This is a genomic window from Actinoplanes sandaracinus (assembly GCF_030009775.1).
GTDB classification, from domain to species: Bacteria; Actinomycetota; Actinomycetes; order Mycobacteriales; family Micromonosporaceae; genus Actinoplanes; species Actinoplanes sandaracinus.
Genome location: NZ_JASCTH010000010.1, coordinates 60,671 through 78,173, shown reverse-complemented (window position 1 = coordinate 78,173; position 17,503 = coordinate 60,671). Strand labels below are relative to the sequence as shown.

Genomic DNA, 17,503 nt, shown 5'->3' with positions numbered 1-17,503 from the left:
GCCGGCCGGAGGGGAACCCCGTAGGCTGGCGTGGTGATCGACTTTCGCACCGCGGTGGAAGCACGTGACCCCGACGCCATCGCGGCGACCCTGGCCGACAACGTGGTGTTCCGCAGCCCGGTGGCGTTCAAGCCCTACGCGGGCAAGCCGATCACCGCAGCGATCCTCCGCGGCGTGCTGAGGGTCTTCGAGAATTTCCGGTACGTGCGTGAGCTCAACGGCGACGACGGCCGCGATCACGCGCTGGTCTTCGAGGCCCGGATCGGCGATGTCGCCGTCGAAGGCTGCGACTTCCTGCACCTGGACGAACACGGCCTGATCGACGAGTTCACGGTCATGGTTCGCCCGCTCTCCGCCGCACAGGCGCTGGCCGCCGCGATGGCCGCCCAGTTCGAGCAGATCCAGCGGGAGGCCACCGCGGGCTAGGCGACCACCCGGCGTTCAGGGTCGGCCGTTCCCGGGTCACCCTCCACGCGGCCGTTCCGGCAGAAGGCCTCACGCGCGGCGCGCCCCAGGCAGGGTGGCTCCAGCAGAATGAACGGTCAGTCCGGCGCGGCACGGCAGTTGCGGCTGGTGTGGCGGACCTCGTACTCCCGGTCGTCGGTGGTGATGCCGGCCGGGACGCCGTCGAAGTGGCTCTCCACCTTCTCACCGGCCCGGCGCTGCTCGTAGTGCAGGTGCGGGGCGCCGGACTTGCCGGTGCTGCCGATCCGCCCGATCTGGTGGCCCTGCTCGACCCGGTCGCCGGCCTTGACCGACGGCGGTTCCAGCAGGTGAAGGTACTGCGTCTCCCAGCGGCCGCCGTGGTCGATCTCGACCCAGTATCCGGCGCCGGTGCCGTGCGGGCCCTCCGGGTTCTGCGGCGTCCGTGAGCCGAGGGTCCCGTTGACGCCGGCCTCGGTGACGGTGCCGGCGTAGGAGGCGAGGACCGGGCGTCCCCACGCCGAGCCGCTCGTCGGAAAGAAGTCGATGTCGTAGTCGTCGTGACCGGGATAGGTGCCGAGGATCCAGGTCTCCCCGCAGGCCACCGGCAGCTGGAACGCGGGACGCGGGCCGGGCGGCCGCAGCCGGGGCACGACGACGACGGCCGCGACGACGAGAAGGACGACGGCCACAGCGATGCCGGCGAGGATCCTGGCGGTGCGGGCGGTCACCGCCCGATCTTGGCAGAGCGGCGCAAGGGGGTACGGCACCGACGGTTGATCATCGCGGCCCGCGGGTATCGCGCCCGCACGCTGATCGGCGGGCCGTGCTCGGCGGTCCATAGAATCGCCGTATCGGTGCGCATGGTCGCCGACAGGCTGGACGGGGTTGTGGCGGAAGCAGTGGAAGAACCACCCGGAGGTCTGCGGGCGGACGGGTTGCCCGCGGTGCTGTCGGACCCGGACCGTCTCGCCGCGCTGGCGGCCAGCGGCCAGACCGACAGCGGCCCGGAGCAGGTGTTCGACGACCTGACCCGGCTCGCCGTGCGGGTCACCGGCTGTGCCATCTCCGCGATCACGTTCGTCGGCGAGACGCGCACCTACTGGAAGTCGGTGCCGCACCTGCCCTACGGCGGCGCCGAGGCCTGGCAGAACGCGGTGGGTGACAGCTTCTGCTACTTCGCGATCGGCGCCGGGGAGCCGTTCATCGTCGAGGACGCCGAGAAGGACCCCCGGACGGCGGGTCACCCGGCGATCGGGCCGTGGGGTGTCGGCGCGTGGGCCGGCTTTCCCATCCTGAGCGCCGACGGGCACGCGATCGGGACGATGTGCGTCATCGACCCCGAGCCCCGGACGTGGCGATCCGGCGACCTGGAGACCATGGCGATCCTCGCGCGGGCCGTCTCCAGCGAGATCAACCACCGCGTCTCGATGCGGGCCGCCCGCACCGCGCTGGAGACCAGCCAGGGCGCTCTCGCCAAGGCCAGCGAGCTGGCCCGCAGCCTTCAGGACAGCCTGCTGCCGCCGCTGCTGCGCCCGGTGCCGGGACTGGACGCCGCCGCCCGCTATCTGCCGGCCACCGGGGACGCCACGGTGGGCGGCGACTTCTACGACCTCTTCCAGAGCCGCGGGCCGTGGTGGACGGCCCTGATGGGCGACGTGTGCGGCAAGGGCACGGAGGCGGCGAAGGTGACCGCTCTGGCCCGCTACACGCTGCGGGCGGACGCCGGGGAGCACCTGTCACCGGCGGTGGTCCTGCAACGGCTGAACACCGCGATGCGCGCCCAGCGCGCCCCGCGGTTCCTCACCGCGGTGCAGGCCACGTTCCGGACCACCGCCGCCGGGCTGGCCGGACGGCTGTGCCTGGCCGGGCACCTGCCCGCGCTCATCCGCCGGGCCGACGGGCGCGTCCAGCAGGTCGGCCTCAACGGCACCCTGCTCGGCGCCTTCGACACGGTGCGGCTGACCGACACCCGGTTCCGGATGAGTCCCGGCGATCTGCTGCTGCTCTACACCGACGGCGCCTGCGAGGCCCGTCCCGATCCGCGCAAACCCGGGCCACCGCGCGAGATGTTCGACGAGCCGGCGCTGGCCCGGACGCTCGCCGGCACCCACGGGTGGGACGCGACCGCGACCATCGGGCACATCGCGGCGGTCCTGCTGGCCCACCACGGCGGCTGGGCCAGCGACGACACGGCCCTGCTCGCTCTGCGGGTGCCGCCGGCCGCCTCTTGAGCGGCCACGGGCGGCGTGGCCGTACGAAATCGTGGTGTTTTGTTTTGGCGAGCGGCCCGGCGGCTAAAGGTGAACCTCATGAAGCGGGGATTTCAGGCGGCCGCTGCCGCCGCGGTGTCCGCGGTGGCAGCGGTCGCCGTGCGGGATCTGACGCAGCGTAAGCATGCGCTGCTGCGCAACTTCCCGGTGATCGGCCACGGCCGGTACCTGATCGAGGCGATCGGGCCGGAACTGCGGCAATACGTGGTGGCCGGCAACAACGAGGAGCGGCCGTTCACCCGGGACCAGCGGCGATGGGTCTACGCCTCGGCGAAGATGGAGAACAATTACTTCGGGTTCGGCACCGACAACGACCTCGAGTACACGGCCGGGTATCCGATCATCAAGCACCGCACGTTCGGCCGGGCGGTGCCCCTCTCGAACCCGTCCGCCGGCTACGAGGTCCGGGTGCCGTGCGCGAAGGTGATGGGCGCCGCGCGGGGGCGGGCGAAGGCGTTCCGCCCGGACTCGGTGGTGAACATCTCGGGCATGAGTTTCGGTTCGCTGTCCGGGGCGGCGGTGGAAGCCCTGAACCGGGGCGCGGCGCTGGCCGGCTGCCTGCACAACACCGGCGAGGGCGCCCTGTCGCCCCATCACCGGCACGGCGGGGAACTGATCTTCCAGATCGGCACCTCGTATTTCGGGTGCCGTGACGAGCAGGGCCGGTTCGATCTGCGGCGGCTCAAGGACGTGGTGGCGTCGAACCCGGTGCGGGCTCTGGAGATCAAACTCAGTCAGGGGGCCAAGCCGAGCCTCGGCGGGCTGCTGCCGGCCGCGAAGGTGTCGGCGGAGATCGCCGCGACCCGCGGCATCCCGCAGGGTGTGGACTGTGTGAGCCCGTCGCGGCACGCCGAGTTCACCGACACCGACAGCCTGCTCGACTGGGTGGAGTTGCTGGCCGCCGAGACCGGCCTGCCGGTCGGCATCAAGTCGGCCGTCGGCGACCTGGACTTCTGGGACGAGCTGACCAGCCTGATGGCGACCACCGGCCGCGGCGTCGACTTCGTGACCATCGACGGCGGCGAGGGCGGCACCGGCGCCGCGCCGCTGATCTTCACCGACACCGTGTCGTTGCCGTTCCAGGTCGGGTTCGCCCGGGTGTACCGGATGTTCGCCGAACGCGGCCTGCACGAGCGGGTGGTGTTCATCGGCGCCGGCAAGCTCGGGCTGCCCGACAACGCGGTCGTCGCGTTCGCGCTGGGCTGCGACATGGTCGCCGTGGCGCGGGAGGCGATGCTGGCGATCGGCTGCATCCAGGCCCAGAAGTGCCACACCGACACCTGCCCGACCGGCGTCGCCACTCAGAACAGGTGGCTGACCCGGGGACTCGACCCGGCCCTGAAGTCGGTGCGCGCCGCCAACTACGTCAAGACGCTGCGACGGGACCTGGTGAAGGTCGCCGAGGCGTGCGGGGTGGAGCATCCGGGCCTGATCGAGACATCCTCGGTGGAGATCCTGGCCGGCCGTACCGCCGCCACCGGGCTGGACCAGGTGTACGACTACCGGCCCGGCTGGGGCCTGCCCTCGAAGGCCGACCGGGACGCCGTCATCGACCTGATGACCGCCACCGAGCCGCAGGGCGGCAGCGCTCCCCCGTCCGCGTCGGCCCAGTGACCCGGCCGGCGCCCTTCATCGAGGATGTTGGCGAGCTCCGGGCACCATGTCGGCATGCCCGAGACCTCCGCCGCGCCGCGCCTGCGGCCGCCGCGCAACCGTCTGGACCGCCGCTTCGTCCTCTGGCGGACGTCGCAGGCCGCCTTCTGGTGCGCCGGGGTGATGGGCACTCTCACGGCCGTCTTCTGGTTCGCCGAGATCACCCGCCCGTGGCTGGGCCCGGTCCTGCTCGTCGCCGGTGCGCTCTAGGCCGTCAACATCACGATCATGCCGACGTGGCGGTACCACCGGGGACGCCACGTGAACGACGGCTCGTGGCAGCGCCTCCACATCCGGCTCGTCTACCAGGGACTGATCCGGTTGGCGTTCTCGTTGCCCGCCGGCTATCTGGGTGTGGCGGTCCGCGACGATCCGGTGTGGCCGCTGGTCGCCGGCAGCTGCTTCGGCGCGACGCCGGGCCGTGATCGGCTGGACGGTCGAACAGTCCCTCCTGCAACGGTGGGGCGGCCGGATGAGCGTCGGCGTGGCGACGGCGGCGGGCGCCCGCCACTACGGATCCCCGGACATGAGCGCCGCGCAGGCCATGCGCTTCCTGACGGAGGCGACCCCCGAATTGGCGGCCACGGTCATGGAGCGACCCGATCCCGGCCCGAGCACCCGAACCGGCATCCCGCCTTCTGGCGCACGAGGCTAGAACGGCCGCCATAGCCTTAAGCGCCATCGCGACTCGGAAATCAGCCGACGTATGCGCGAACCACCATGGGCCTGCCACGTGCGCATATACGCCAAGTAGTTCGGGAGTGCACCCCATCGGGCTTCTTGGGCGCCGTGCTGGATTCGCTTGCCCATCAGCCGACGAGACTCGATGGCGAGGGCGGCGCGGGAGCGCGGTTCACGGGAGCAGCAGTCCCCAGTAGAGCGCCCACACCACGAACAGTGCCGCCCCGCCGAGCAGCACCCCGAGTCGCGCCCGGTCCGCCCGTTCGCGCCCCACCTGCCGGGCGGTTAACACGGTGGCCACCACCGTCGCCACCGCCATCGTCTGAAGGATCAGCCACACCACCGGCCGACCGGCGAGCACCGGGCCGGGGTAGATCCCGCGGTAGTCAGAGCCGGTCAGCACTACGTACAGATAGGTCAACGCACTCAGTGCGGTCAGCGGCACCAGCACGGCGAGGGTCCGGGCGGCGGTGTGCCCGGCAACCGGCCGGCGGCGCAACCACCGGATCAAGGCCCCGATCGGGTACGCCACCGGCAACAGCACGATCAGCACGAACACGGCGAGCTGCACCCGCCACCGCTCCCACGGCGCCGCGAGCGCGACCGTGCTGCTCTGCGCGCGCTGATCCGGCAGGGCGTCGACGACCGGCGCCGGCGTGCGGCCGGAGGCGACGCCCCGCACCCACCCGCCCACCACCTCGGGATAGCCCGGAAGGATCGCTGCGCCCTCCCGCAGCAGGTGGTCGCCGCCCGCCATGATCCGGACGCTGACGTGCCCGCCGATGGTCTCGGTCAGCGCCTTCGCGCTCTCCGCGGCCGGCACCTGCACGTCCCGGCTGCCGTAGACGGCGAGCACCGGCTGAGTCACCGAGGCTAGGACCGGCCGGGGGTCGTAGCGGGACTCGGCGAACGTCCCGGCGTCCTCGAGGATCCGCAGCGGCCGGTCGGAGAGGACGCTGACCAGCGGTCCCCGCACACCGGCCGCATGAATCTTGTTGCGGGTGTTCCAGTTCTCGGTCCGCATCGGGGTCAGCGCGGGAGCCGAGGCCAGCACCAGGAAGGCCACCTGCGCGGACCTGGCACCGGCCAGCGGGGCTACCCAGCCGCCCTCGCTGATCCCCCAGATCCCGACGTGCCGCGGGTCCACGCCCGGCCGGCCACGCAGCATCGCCACGGCCCGGACCGCGTCGTCGGCCAGCGCCGCGTAGTCGCGGTGGCTCGCCGAGTAACCGCGGGTCCGCTTGTCGTGAGCGAACACGGCGATGCCCTGCGCGGCGAACGCCTTCGCTTCGGCGACGAGCGCCCCGTGCTTGACCGGGCCGGAACCGCCGAGCAGCACCATGCCTGGCAGCGGGCCGGCGGCGTCGCGCGGAGTGTAGACCAGGCCGCGCAACGTCTCACCGCTGTCGGTGGTGAAGTCGGCCGGGGAGGTGACGACGTCGGGGACGTCGGCGCGGGCTGGCACCGCAGCTAGCAGGGGCAGCGTGGCGAGCGCGGCAGCGAACAGGCATCGAAGTGGTCTCACACGGACATCCTGCGGACGCCGGGCGGCCAGCACATCGCCGTGGAGAACCAGTCGCATCCCTCTTGCGAGGGATCTTTCAGCGGTCGGGATCGGTGAGTCCGCCGGGGCGGATCAGCCCGCTCTCGTACGCGAAGACGACGCTCTGCGCCCGGTCACGCAGTCCCAGCTTGGTCAGCACGTTGCTGACGTGGGTCTTCACGGTGTGCTCGCTGAGCACCAAGGCCGCAGCGATCTCCGCATTGGACCGGCCGCGTCCCAGGTGCCGCAGCACCTCGACCTCGCGGGCGGTGAGCGCGCTCAGCGCGTACGCTTGCGGCCCTGCCGCCGGGCGCTGACTGATCACCTGCTGAACCAGCCGGGTGGTCACCGCCGGAGCGAGCAGCGACTCGCCGGCTGCCACCACCCGGACGGCGTCGACGAGCTGCGGGCCGCGTACGTCCTTGAGCAGGAAGCCGCTCGCTCCGGCCCGCAACGACTCGAAGACGTATTCGTCCTCGTCGAAGGTGGTCAGCATCAGCACCCGGGTGGCGGTGTCCGCGCACACCCGCCGGGCCGCCGCGATGCCGTCCAGCACCGGCATCCGGATGTCCAGCAGCAGCAAGTCGGGCCGGTGGGCGTGCACCGCGTCCACGGCCTGCGCGCCGTTGGCCGCCTCGGCCACCACGTCGATATCCGGCTCAGCGTCCAGGATCCGGGCGAACGCATCGCGGATCAGCTCCTGATCGTCGGCGATCGCCACGCGGATGCTCACGCCGGCCACCCCGCGGCGACGCCGGCCGGCAGCCGGGCGTCCACCCGGAAGCCCCGGCCGAACGCGCCCGGCCCGGCCGACACCGTGCCCCCGCACGCGCGGGCACGCTCCTGCATCCCGATCAGGCCGTGCCCGGCCGGTTCGCCGGACGCGCCCCGGCCGTCGTCCTCGACGGTCACCCGCAACTGCCCCGCATGCCAGCTCAGCCGTACCCCCACCGCGGTCGCCCCGGCGTGCCGGACCGCGTTCGTCAAGGCTTCCTGCACGATCCGGTACGCGGCCACCTCGGCGTCCGGGGCCAGTAGCAGCGGCTCACCGCGCTGCGTGACGGTGACCCGCGGGCCCGCCTCCGACACCCGTTCGGTCAACTCGGCGAGATCGGCGAGCCGGGGCCCCACGGTAGGCGCGCCTGCCGGCCGGGTTCCGGCGACCACCCGGCGAAGCTGCGCCATCGCCTCGCGGCCCACCGTGGTGATGGTGTCGAACGACGCCTCGGCCCGTTGCGGGTTACGCCGCACGTCGGCCACGCCAGCCTGGGCCTGCGCCACCATCACGGTCAGCCCGTGCGCCAGAATGTCGTGCAGGTCGCGGGCGATCCGGCCCCGCTCGACCTCGACCGCGAGCGCGTTCTCCCGCTCCAGGTGCTGGGCACGCTCGGCGAGCAGGTCGATACGCGTTCGGTGCGTCGCCAGGGCGCGGCCCAGGGCGTACACGGCCAGGTTCGTCACCAGGCCGCGGGTGGTGGTGGCCAGCGAGCCGGACAGCGTCACGGCGCTGATCGCCAAGCCGCCGAGTAGCACCGCCCGCTGCCACGGCCGGCCCCGCTCGGCCACCGTGAAGACGCCGAGCAGGGCGCCGTACCAGATCGCCTGAGGCGGGCCGAGCGGAAAGGCGTTGTAGGTCAGCGATCCGGCGAAGCAGGCGATCAGCATGAGAAACGGCGCGTGGCGACGCCAGAGCACCGGCAGACTGACAGCGATCGGCGGCAGATACATCTGCCAGGGCCAGTGCCCGACACCGGCACTGGGCTCGGTGGAGACGAACGGGGCCAGCTGAGCGGCGAGCGCCACCAGGGTGAGTAGGACGTCGGCGACCCGGGGCGGCACGGCCGGCAGCCGGCGGGACAGCGCGACGAAATCCATGATCGTGATGCTACGGCGGGTGGCGCCCAGCGGATGCGGCCGGGGATGCGGGGAGCCGGACTCACCCAAACGAGATGCGGTCTAAACCGGTGGAGCCACATCGCCCGGCCGCTTTACCGTGCCGGTCGTGCCCATCCATGATGATGAAGTCCGAGCCACCGTCGAGCAGGTGCGCCGCCTCGTGGCGGACCAACGCCCGGAGTGGGCCGACCTCCCCGTGACGCCCGTGCCCGAGGATCTGGAGGGCACCGACCACGTGCTCTTCCGGGTCGGTGACGCGCTCGTCGCCCGCATGCCCAAGATCGCCGGGGCGGCCGACCAGGCCGATTCTGACGCACGGTGGCTGCCCATGCTCGCGTCCCGGCTTCCCGTACGGATCCCTGTGCCACTGCACGTGGGCGAACCTGGTGCCGGATATCCGTGGCGATGGACCGTGGCGCCGTGGGTCCCGGGTACCACGCCTCCCCGGCTCGGCTGCGACGACGTGGCGCTGGCCCGCGAACTGGCTGCCTTCGTCCGTGCCTTGCACCTGGTCGATCCGGCCGACGGTCCGGTCAAGCCGCCGGGTTCGCGGGGATCCGCCCTGCGCCACGCCGACGAGGGCGTGCGCCGGGTGCTGCCCCGCCTCGCCGGCCATGACGACGGCTTCGACCTGGACGCCGCGAAGGCGGCCTGGGGCGCCTGCCTGGCCACCCCTGACTGGGACCGAGCCCCCGTGTGGATCCACGGTGATCTGCAGCCCGGCAACCTGATCACCAACGGGAGCCGGCTCACCGCGGTCATCGACTTCGGCGCGCTCGGCATCGGTGATCCGGCGCCTGACGTCGCTCCGGCGCTGTGGACCTTCACCGGCGCGGCCCGCGATGCCTACCGGGAGGCCGTCGGCTACGACGACGCCACCTGGCGCCGTGCCTGCGGCTGGGCCCTCGCACCGTCACTGACCGGCATCGACTACTACCGGAACACCTTCCCCCGCATGGCCGAGCACGGCCGCCGCATGGCCCGCGCGGTGATCGCCGAGCTGACGTGACAACGCGCGCTCGGTCTCCACTCTGCCCGCGCGCCGGCGGGCGGCGTCACCGGGTGGGAGCCGGAGGCCGCACGGCAGGCTGACAGCGGCCCGGCACGCCTATCGCTGTGGGCGAACCGCGCCGGCGACACAGCGCAGCACCAGGCGCAGGGTGTCGTGGCGGGAGGCGTGGTGTTCGGCCAGGTAACTCCAGCCCGCGTAGAGCTGCGACCACATCAGGCTCTGGACCCAGCCGGCCGGCAGCTCCGGGTCGATGCTGCCGTCGGCGTGCCCGCGCCGGATCATGGCCTCGAACTCGTCGTCGCAGCCGCCCGGCGTGTCCTCGAGGGTGACCTGCTCGCGGAAGAGCAGCAAGAGCACGTCACCGAGGTCGAAATATTCCTGGCACAGTCGGCGGATGGCGTCCGCGCCGGTGTCGTCGCCCATCCGCGCGCGGGCGCGGGCCAGGTCGAGCCGAGCCGCCGCTTCGGCGCGCAGCGCGGTGAGCAGGTCGACACGCTCCGGGAAGTAGCGGTGCAGGGTGGTGCGCCCGACGTCGGCGGCGAGGGCCACGTCACCGAGGGTGGCGGCCGGATTGCGGGCCATGACCTCGATGGCGGCGTCGAGGATCGCCTGCCGGGTGCGGGCGCGGCTGCCGGTCGGGGTGGTGGTCACCGCGGCAGAATATCACTTGCCCAATTCGGAACAGTCGTGTTCCATTGCGGGAATGCCGGATACCACGAGACTGCGAACTCTGCTCACCGTGCTCCGTCCACACCGCCGGACCATGCTGCTCGGCCTGGTTCTCGGCCTCGCCGCCAACGGCGTCGCCCTGGCCACTCCCCTGGTCACCAAGTGGGTCCTCGACACCTTCGACGACGGCGTGGACCTCACCGGCCCGGTCGCCGCGCTGGCCGGCCTGCTCGTCGTGGGCGCCGCGATCGGGCTGTGGCAGTGGATTCTGATGGGCACCCTCGCCGAGCGGATCGTGCTGGACGCACGCACGTCGATCATCCGCCGCTACTTCCAGGCCCGTGTCCTCGACCTGCAGCGCCGCCCCACCGGCGAGCTGGTCACCCGGGTCACCTCCGACACCGGTCTGCTGCACGAGGCCTCCGGCAGTCTGGTCGGCCTGATCAACGCCGGTGTCGGGCTGATCGGGACGCTGATCCTGATGGCCGTGCTCGACCTGACGCTGCTCGGGTGCACGCTGGCCGCGGTCGTCGTGGTCAGCCTGCTGATGTCCTGGCTGCTCCCCCGGATCGGGGTCGCGCAGACGGCCGCCCAGGAGGCCGTGGGGCGGCTCGGGGCACACCTCGAGGGGTCGCTGCGCGCGATCCGGACGGTGAAGGCGAGCCGGGCCGAGACGCGCCAGAGCGATCAGATCATCGGCGCGGCCCGCGACGCCGCGGCGCACAGCGTGCGGGCCGCGAAGATCAGCGCCACCGTGTGGACGATCTCGTGGTCCGGCATCAACCTGTCGGTGATCGTGATCCTCGCGGTCGGCGCGTGGCGCGCGCACCAGGGCCTGCTCGAAGTGTCCACCCTGGTCGCCTTCCTGCTCTACGTGTTCCAGCTGATGGGGCCGATCAGCGAGCTGACGCAGAACCTGACGGCGCTGCAGGCCGGCATCGCCGCCGCCGGGCGGATCAACGAACTGGAGAGCATCGGCCTGGAGCCGCCGAGCGAGCCGCGCGAGCCGCACGACCCGGCCCGGTCCGCGGACGCCGCTCCAGTGCTGGTGCTGCGCGGTGTCACCGCGCGATACGGCCCGGACGCGAAGCCCGCGGTCAACGGCATCGATCTGGAGATCCCCCGCCGCGGTCACACCGCGATCGTCGGCCCGTCCGGCGCCGGCAAGACCACCCTGTTCTCGCTGCTGCTGCGGTTCCTCGAACCGGAACACGGCCGGATCCTGCTGGACGGCCGGCCGTATTCCGAGTGGACCCACGACCAGGTGCGGGCCCGGCTCGCCTACGTCGAGCAGGAGACCCCGGTGGTGCCCGGCGACATCGCCGACAACCTGCGGTTCACCCATCCCGACGCGAGCGACGAGGAGTTGCGGGCGGTGCTGGCGGCGGTCCGGCTCGACGGCCTCGACACCACGGCCAACGCGACCGACGTCTCCGGCGGGCAGCGGCAGCGGATCGCGCTGGCCCGTGCCCTGCTGCGTACGCCGGACGTGCTCCTGCTCGACGAGGCCACCGCCCAGGTCGACGGCCTCACCGAGGCCGCGGTGCAGGACTGCATCCGTGAGCGGGCGGCCGTGGGCGCGGTGGTGACCATCGCGCACCGGCTCTCCACGGTGCTCGACGCCGACCGCATCGTGGTCCTGGAGGACGGCCGGGTCCGCACCCAGGGCACGCACGCCGAGCTCTACGCCACCGACGACCTGTACCGCCGCCTGGTCGAGGCGCTGCGCATCGCCGCCGACCCGGCCGTCGCCTGAGAACCCGGCGCCGGCCGCACGGCCGGCCCGCTGTCGGCCGGTGGAGGGGCCGTCAGGCGACCAGCGCCGGCTCGGCCTTGCCGGCCGGGCGGATCTGGAGCACCGCGACCGAGGAGAGCACCAGCAGCCCGCCGGAGAGCTGGGCGGGCGTCAGGAGCTCGCCCAGCGTGACGGCGGCCAGGGCGGTGGTGATCACGGGCTCCACGGTGGACAGGATCGCCGCGGTGGACGGGCCGGTCCGTCGCAGCCCGGCGAAGAACGTCAGCGTCGCCAGCACCGTGGAGACGAGCACGATGCCGGACACCCACAGCCAGCCGGCCGGGCCGAAGGCGAGGTCCACTCCCCCGGTGACCAGTGACTTCCCGGTCAGGGCGACGGCCGCCCCGGCCATCACCAGCGCCGACAGCAGCACCGGCGGCACACGGTGGACGACCCGGTCCGAGGTGAGGATGTAGACCGTGTAGGTGATCGCGGATCCGAATCCCAGCACCGCGCCGAGCGGGCTGACCGCTCCACCGCCGGCGCCGAGGAGCACCAGGAGCGTGCCGGCGGACGCGACGGCCAGCGCGATCCCCCGGCCGCGGGTCATCCGGTCGCGGCCGAGCAGGACCGCCGCGGCGGTCACCATCAGCGGGTACGTGTAGAGGATCAGCGACAGCAGCGAGGCGTCCATCACCCGCAGCGCCTCGAAGTAGAGCGTCGCCTGGGTGGCGAACCCGACCGCCCCGAGCGCGAGCGCCGTGAGCACGGCCCCGCGGGGCGGGCGGGCCACCGGCCGCAGCGCCAGCAGTCCGGCGAGGACCACCGCCGCCATGCTGAACCGCACCAGGAGCAGGGCGGACGGCGAGACACCGGCGTCGTACGCGAATTTGCCGAAGATCCCCATGGCCCCGAAGCAGGCGGCGGAGAGAAGACACAGGAGCGGACCCATGACCCGAGCATCGACGCTCGCAATCTGAAGGTCCAGTGATGATTCATGGAGCTGATTGGTTAGCATCAGTGCATGGTCGTGCTCGATCTGCGCCGTCTCCGCTTCCTGCGGGAGTTCGAGGAGCGTGGCACTCTGGGCGCGGTCGCCACCGCCCTCGGCTACAGCCCGTCCGCCGTCTCTCAGCAGCTCACCGTGCTGGAGAAGGAGGTCGCCGCCGTGCTGCTGGAGAAGGCCGGGCGCGGGGTGCGGCTGACCGACGCCGGCCGACTGCTGGCCCGGCACGCGCGGGTGCTGCTCACCGCCGCCGAGGCGGCGACCACCGATCTGGCCGCGCTCAGCGGCGAGGTGCGGGGGACGGTCCGCGCGTGCGGTCTCCAGTCGGCGGCCCGCCGCCTGCTCGTCCCCGCGGCGGCCCGGGTGATGACCGAGCATCCGGCGGCCCGGGTGGAGATCTCCGAATGGGAGCTGGAGCAGGCTCTGCCCGAGCTGCGGCTGGGTTCGGTGGACCTGGTGGTCAGCGACGAGTACGACGGCCATCCCCGCCCGCGGCCGTCCGGCACCCGGTTCGAGCCACTGCTCTCCGAGCGCCTGTGGGTGGTGCTGCCGGCCGCCCACCCGCTGGCCGCCCCGGGTGGCCCGGTCGCGCTGGCCGGGTTGCGTGACGAGGTCTGGGTGTCCTCGCACGAGAGCACCGGCCACTACGCCATGATCGTCGGGCGGTGCCGGGCGATCGGCGGTTACGAGCCGGCCGTGTGGCATCGCTCCAACGACGCCGACGTGCAGCTGGAACTGGTCCGCCGGACCGGTGCGGTGGCTCTGCTGCCCGAGCTGACGCTGCCGCCGCCCGATCCGGCACTGGCCTACCGCGAGGTCGCCGAGGCCGCTCTGGGCCGCCGGCTGTTCACCATCACCCGCGACGGACCGTCGTCACCGGCGCTCACCGCGTTCCGCGCCGCGGTTACCGATCGGGCTAAATCCCTCAAGGACTGAAGTTCCGGCAAATTCCGGCGTGCTAGGGTCGAATCCGGAATCGTGAAAAGTTGACCCACGTCTCCGCCATCGCGGGGGCCTATTTCACGTGGCGGCTGATCTTCAGGCCGCCGTCACAGGCAGCCGTTTATGAACGGAGCACATCCTGCCTGCATTGACCGAAACTCCCCTCGCCCCGTTCATCACCTCGCGCGCCGACGAATACGACGGCCTGCGCCTCGTGCGCCCCTCGTTCGTACCCGAGATCCGGCTCTATCTGGCCGACGACGCGACCGTTTTCCAGGCGCGACTGGAGAACCGGTTCGGCCCGGTGCTGAACCCGTTCTGGACCAACGCCTGGGCCGGGGGCCAGGCGCTGGCCAGGTACGTCCTGGACCACCCCGAGGTGGTGGCCGGCCGTTCGGTGCTCGACGTCGCCTCCGGCTGCGGGCTGGCTGCCATCGCCGCGGCCCGGGCCGGCGCCACGTCGGTGACCGCGAACGACATCGACCCGAACGCGCTGGCGGCGGTCACGATGAACGCCCAGGCCAACGCGGTCACGGTGCGGCTCGACCAGGACGAGCTCCTCGACGGCGACGGCGGTGACGCCGAGGTGATCCTGGTCGGCGACGGTTTCTACGCCGTCGGCCTGGCCGAACGCATGCAGGGCTTCCTGCGCCGGGCCGCTGCCCGCGGCGCGTATTTCCTGGTCGGCGACCCGGACCGCGGTCATCTTCCGGGCGGGCAGTTGGAGGTGCTGACCAGTTACCGCGTGTTCGGGCTGGGCGCCGCCGAGGACATGCAGCTCACCGAGGTGTCGGTGCTCGGCCCGGCGTCAGCCCGCTGAGCCGCCCGGCCGCGGCCTGCAGGAGCGGCAGCCGTACCGCCGCCGTGGGAATGCGGCCGTGATCGTGCAGCACCGCCTTGATCACGGTGGGGTTGGGCTCGGCGAACAGGGCACGGGAGAGTCCCGCGAGCCGGTTGCCGAGGGCCCGGGCCCGTTCGGCGTCCCCGGCCCGCCAGGCTGACGCCAGCTCGGCGAACGACCGGGTCTCCAGGTGGGCCGACGCCAAGATGCCGCCGGGCGCTCCGAGGGCGAGCAGCGGCGAGATCACCGGATCGTCCCCGCCGAGCAGCGCGAACCCGTCCGGCAGGTCGCCGAGCAGGTCGACGGTCCCGGCATCGACCGACCCGGTGGCGTACTTCATGCCGATCACGCCGGGGATGGCGGCCAGCCGTCGGATCGTGGCGGGCGTCAGGTCCTGCCCGGTCCGGTACGGCACGTGGTAGATCACCAGCGGCACCGTTCCGGCCAGCGTCTCGAAGTGGGCGATCACCCCGGCCTCGCCCGGCCGCACGAACGGCGGCACCAGGCTGAGCGCGGCGGTGACGCCGGGCCGGGCGGCGAGGTCCATCCGTGCGCCGACCAGCAGCGGTGTCCCGCGTTCCCGGCTGACGCCGGCGATCACGTCGACGACGGCCTCCTGCTCGGCGGGTGTCAGCGAGGCCGGCTCCCCGGTCGTGCCGAGGGCCACCAGCCCGGCCGCGCCGTCGTCGAGGACCTCGTGGCCGAGGCGGGCCAGCACGTCGAGGGCCACGGCGCCGTCGGCGGCGAAGGGCGTGATCAGTGGTACGAAGATCCCGGTCAAGGTCATGCCCATCAGCCTGCGCCGCACCGAGCATCAGGTCCAGTTCACATTCCTACCGTGACACGTAAGCTGAACTGATGCTCGACGTCCGCCGCCTGCGCCTGCTGTGCGACCTGGCCCGCCTTCAGACGATCGCCGCCGTCGCGGCGGCACACACGTACACCCCGTCGGCGGTCTCCCAGCAACTGTCCGCGCTGGAGCGCGAGGCCGGCGTGCCCCTGCTGGAACGCACCGGCCGCCGGGTCGCCCTGACCGCCGCCGGACGGCTCCTGGTGCAGCACGCCGAGGTGGTCCTGGCCGCCCTGGAACGCACCGGCGCCGCGCTCGCCGCCGTCCGCACCGGCGTCTCCGGCGAGTTGCGCATCGGCGCGTTCCCGTCCGCGATCCGCACCCTGCTCACCCCCGCCCTGGTGACGCTGGGTGAGCAGCACGCCGCCCTGGACCTGATGGTCACCGAACTCGATCCGGCCGAGGTCCCGGCCGCGCTGCTGGACCGGCGTCTCGACGTCGGCCTGATCCAGGACTACGACGTCGTCCCGCTCGACGTCGACCAGGGCTTGGACAGCGTGCCGCTGCTGGACGAGGCGGTACACCTGGCCGTCGGATCGCCGGCTCCGACCACTCCGCGGGACTCGGGCACGCTGCGAGACTTCCGGGACGCGGACTGGATCCTCGCCACGCCCGGCACGCTCTGTCACACCGCCACTCTGCAGATCTGCCGCTCGTCCGGGTTCACCCCGAAGGCCCGGCACCGGATCGACGACTTCGGCACGGTCCTCGCCCTGGTCGCCGCCGGACAGGGCGTCGCGGTGGTCCCGCAACTGGCCACCGGCCGGACCCCTGAGGGCGTCCGGCTGCTGCCGCTGCCCACCCGCCGCCGCACCCGCGCCGCCTTCCGGCAGGGCGCCGCCGGCCATCCCGCCGTCGCCGCCTTCCTGTCCGCCCTCCCCCAGACCGACCCCACCACGTCTCCGTCCCGCGGGTGAGACGCCGTCCTCATCACGGCGGACGACAGACACACGCGCGGCCCCTACCTTCTGCCTCAGGCACTCGCGGCGAGCGCCGGACACGACAGATGCCGGCGGGCGGTGGGCTAGCCGGCGATCGTGCGCAGCGTCTCCAGAACGGTCCGGACCGCGGCCCGGTGCAGGGTCTCCGGCCGGGCCAGCACGTCGATGTAACGGCCGGCCGGCAGATCGGCGAGCGGCCGCAACACCAGCCTCGGGTCCGGCACGGTGGTCCGTCCCGGCAGCAGCGCCAGCGCCGCCCCGGACGCGACCACCGACGCCGCCACGGTGAACTCGTTGATCCGGTGCGTGATGTCCAACGGCCGCCCGGCCGCCGCCGCGATCGCCGTGAGCACGCCCTCCAGCGGAAATCCCCGGTGGACGCTGATCCACGGCGCCCCGGCCACGTCCGAGGCGGTGAGCGGATCCCGCCCGGCGAGCGGATGGCCGGCCGGCATGGCGACGTAGAGCGGTTCCCAGATCAGCGGCACCACGGCGAGCCGGTCGGCCGGCCACGGCGGGCTGTGCGCGAGCCGGTGCGCCAGCACCAGATCGTGGTCGCCGACCAGGGCGGGGAAGTCGGCGTGCGCCACGTCCTCGTCGGCGCAGCGCACCGGCGGCCCGCCGGTCTCCGCCAGCTTGTTGATCAACGGCGCGAACCAGGTCAGGCCGGCGCTGTGGAACGCGGCCACCCGGACCGGCGTGCCGGGATCGTCGAGATAGTCGCCGACCGCCCGGGACGCCCGGTCCAGCGCGGTCATCACCTCCACCGCGGCGGCCGCCAGGGCCCGGCCCGCCTCGGTCAGCACCAGCCGCCGGCCGCTGCGCTCGGTCAACGGCACTCGGGCCGAGCGCTGCAGTGTGTTCAACTGCTGGGACACCGCCGACGGCGTGATGTGCAGGGCGTGGGCCACCGCGGCGACGCTGCCCCGCTCGCCGAGCTCACGCAGCAGTCTCAGGTGATGCGGATCCATTAGCTCCACTACATCGTCGGTTCAGAGGTACGCGTCTTGTCTACCGCATCGGCGGGCCGCAGGCTTC

Annotated in this window: 17 protein-coding genes; 9 read left to right on the top strand and 8 right to left on the bottom strand. The window is 72.7% G+C overall.

Translation table 11 applies throughout. The features are described 5' to 3' along the window. Nucleotides 1–33: 33 nt before the first annotated feature. Nucleotides 34–426, top strand: a complete 393-nt coding sequence (locus QLQ12_RS16775; protein WP_282760941.1) for a nuclear transport factor 2 family protein — start codon at nucleotides 34–36, stop codon at nucleotides 424–426. A gap of 116 nt (nucleotides 427–542) precedes the next feature. On the opposite strand, the gene QLQ12_RS16770 is transcribed toward QLQ12_RS16775, so the two are convergent. After that, on the bottom strand, nucleotides 543–1,154 hold the full coding sequence (locus QLQ12_RS16770; RefSeq protein ID WP_407651494.1) for a M23 family metallopeptidase: 612 nt from the start codon (nucleotides 1,152–1,154) through the stop codon (nucleotides 543–545). Between the two features lie 132 nt (nucleotides 1,155–1,286). On the opposite strand from QLQ12_RS16770, the gene QLQ12_RS16765 reads away from it, so the two are divergent. From QLQ12_RS16765 to QLQ12_RS16755, 3 genes are all read left to right on the top strand, one after another. Further along, complete coding sequence (locus tag QLQ12_RS16765; RefSeq protein ID WP_282761239.1) at nucleotides 1,287–2,657, top strand: SpoIIE family protein phosphatase; 1,371 nt, start codon at nucleotides 1,287–1,289, stop codon at nucleotides 2,655–2,657. A 78-nt stretch (nucleotides 2,658–2,735) separates the two neighbouring features. Then, on the top strand, nucleotides 2,736–4,310 hold the full coding sequence (locus tag QLQ12_RS16760) for an FMN-binding glutamate synthase family protein (RefSeq protein WP_282760939.1): 1,575 nt from the start codon (nucleotides 2,736–2,738) through the stop codon (nucleotides 4,308–4,310). A 54-nt stretch (nucleotides 4,311–4,364) separates the two neighbouring features. Next, a complete protein-coding gene (locus QLQ12_RS16755) occupies nucleotides 4,365–4,559 on the top strand; it encodes a hypothetical protein (protein ID WP_282760938.1) in 195 nt (64 codons plus the stop codon). Between the two features lie 643 nt (nucleotides 4,560–5,202). On the opposite strand, the gene QLQ12_RS16750 is transcribed toward QLQ12_RS16755, so the two are convergent. The 3 genes from QLQ12_RS16750 to QLQ12_RS16740 form a co-directional block, all read right to left on the bottom strand. Next, complete coding sequence (locus QLQ12_RS16750; RefSeq protein WP_282760936.1) at nucleotides 5,203–6,555, bottom strand: alpha/beta hydrolase family protein; 1,353 nt, start codon at nucleotides 6,553–6,555, stop codon at nucleotides 5,203–5,205. Nucleotides 6,556–6,631: 76 nt separating this feature from the next. Next, nucleotides 6,632–7,306: a response regulator gene (locus tag QLQ12_RS16745; protein ID WP_282760935.1), complete on the bottom strand. Its 675-nt coding sequence runs from the start codon at nucleotides 7,304–7,306 to the stop codon at nucleotides 6,632–6,634. Beyond that, nucleotides 7,303–8,448 (bottom strand): sensor histidine kinase, encoded by a 1,146-nt coding sequence (locus QLQ12_RS16740; RefSeq protein ID WP_282760933.1) that lies wholly within the window; start codon nucleotides 8,446–8,448, stop codon nucleotides 7,303–7,305. Before QLQ12_RS16740 ends, QLQ12_RS16745 begins: the two co-directional genes overlap by 4 nt. A gap of 127 nt (nucleotides 8,449–8,575) precedes the next feature. Here QLQ12_RS16740 and QLQ12_RS16735 point away from each other — a divergent pair, with 127 nt between their 5' ends. Further along, entirely contained in the window at nucleotides 8,576–9,478 is a 903-nt protein-coding gene (locus QLQ12_RS16735; RefSeq protein ID WP_282760931.1) for an aminoglycoside phosphotransferase family protein, read from the top strand. A gap of 99 nt (nucleotides 9,479–9,577) precedes the next feature. Here the strand turns inward: QLQ12_RS16735 and QLQ12_RS16730 are convergent, their stop codons facing one another. Then, nucleotides 9,578–10,132, bottom strand: a complete 555-nt coding sequence (locus QLQ12_RS16730; RefSeq protein ID WP_282760930.1) for a TetR/AcrR family transcriptional regulator — start codon at nucleotides 10,130–10,132, stop codon at nucleotides 9,578–9,580. A 52-nt stretch (nucleotides 10,133–10,184) separates the two neighbouring features. Between QLQ12_RS16730 and QLQ12_RS16725 the strand changes: the two genes are divergently transcribed. Continuing rightward, a complete protein-coding gene (locus QLQ12_RS16725; RefSeq protein WP_282760929.1) occupies nucleotides 10,185–11,906 on the top strand; it encodes an ABC transporter ATP-binding protein in 1,722 nt (573 codons plus the stop codon). Nucleotides 11,907–11,958: 52 nt separating this feature from the next. Here the strand turns inward: QLQ12_RS16725 and QLQ12_RS16720 are convergent, their stop codons facing one another. After that, entirely contained in the window at nucleotides 11,959–12,837 is an 879-nt protein-coding gene (locus QLQ12_RS16720) for a DMT family transporter (protein WP_282760928.1), read from the bottom strand. A 72-nt stretch (nucleotides 12,838–12,909) separates the two neighbouring features. Between QLQ12_RS16720 and QLQ12_RS16715 the strand changes: the two genes are divergently transcribed. Both QLQ12_RS16715 and QLQ12_RS16710 read left to right on the top strand, forming a co-directional pair. Further along, a complete protein-coding gene (locus tag QLQ12_RS16715; RefSeq protein WP_282760926.1) occupies nucleotides 12,910–13,827 on the top strand; it encodes a LysR family transcriptional regulator in 918 nt (305 codons plus the stop codon). A gap of 154 nt (nucleotides 13,828–13,981) precedes the next feature. Beyond that, nucleotides 13,982–14,653, top strand: a complete 672-nt coding sequence (locus QLQ12_RS16710; protein ID WP_282760925.1) for a class I SAM-dependent methyltransferase — start codon at nucleotides 13,982–13,984, stop codon at nucleotides 14,651–14,653. Here QLQ12_RS16710 and QLQ12_RS16705 read toward each other — a convergent pair. Next, nucleotides 14,613–15,461 carry a dihydrodipicolinate synthase family protein gene (locus QLQ12_RS16705; RefSeq protein ID WP_282760924.1) on the bottom strand — a complete coding sequence of 283 codons (849 nt, stop codon included), beginning with the start codon at nucleotides 15,459–15,461 and terminating at the stop codon, nucleotides 14,613–14,615. The genes QLQ12_RS16710 and QLQ12_RS16705 overlap by 41 nt on opposite strands. A gap of 71 nt (nucleotides 15,462–15,532) precedes the next feature. On the opposite strand from QLQ12_RS16705, the gene QLQ12_RS16700 reads away from it, so the two are divergent. Beyond that, complete coding sequence (locus QLQ12_RS16700) at nucleotides 15,533–16,441, top strand: LysR family transcriptional regulator (protein WP_282760922.1); 909 nt, start codon at nucleotides 15,533–15,535, stop codon at nucleotides 16,439–16,441. Between the two features lie 107 nt (nucleotides 16,442–16,548). Here the strand turns inward: QLQ12_RS16700 and QLQ12_RS16695 are convergent, their stop codons facing one another. After that, nucleotides 16,549–17,436: a LysR family transcriptional regulator gene (locus tag QLQ12_RS16695; RefSeq protein WP_282760920.1), complete on the bottom strand. Its 888-nt coding sequence runs from the start codon at nucleotides 17,434–17,436 to the stop codon at nucleotides 16,549–16,551. Nucleotides 17,437–17,503 lie beyond the last annotated feature (67 nt).